This is a genomic window from Litoribacterium kuwaitense (genome assembly GCF_011058155.1).
GTDB classification, from domain to species: domain Bacteria; phylum Bacillota; class Bacilli; order Bacillales; family DSM-28697; genus Litoribacterium; species Litoribacterium kuwaitense.
The window spans coordinates 1-387 of record NZ_JAALFC010000137.1; the positions used below are offsets into that span (position 1 = coordinate 1).

Genomic DNA, 387 nt, shown 5'->3' on the forward strand with positions numbered 1-387 from the left:
AGGGTTTCTAATCCCGTTCGCTCCCCTAGCTTTCGCAGCTTAGCGTCAGAGCTAAACTAGAGAGCCGCTTTCGCCACTGGTTGTTCCTCCCGATATCTACAGATTTCACCCTTACACCGAGAATTCCGCTCTCCTCTTCTAGCCTCAATCCCACTAGTTTAGAAGCAGTTCTAAGGTTGAGCCTCAGGATTTCACTTCTAACTTAGTGGAACGCCTACTTGCCCTTTACACCCAATGAATCCGAGTAACGCTCGCCACCCCGTATTACCGCGGCGCTGACACTAGCTCAGGGTTTCTAATCCCGTTCGCTCCCCTAGCTTTCGCAGCTTAGCGTCAGAGCTAAACTAGAGAGCCGCTTTCGCCACTGGTTGTTCCTCCCGATATCTA

The 387-nt window shown here is 51.4% G+C and carries 1 rRNA gene; it reads right to left on the reverse strand.

Annotated features, from left to right (window positions below):
• A 16S ribosomal RNA gene (locus G4V62_RS19385) occupies nucleotides 1-387 on the reverse strand; the annotation flags it as partial.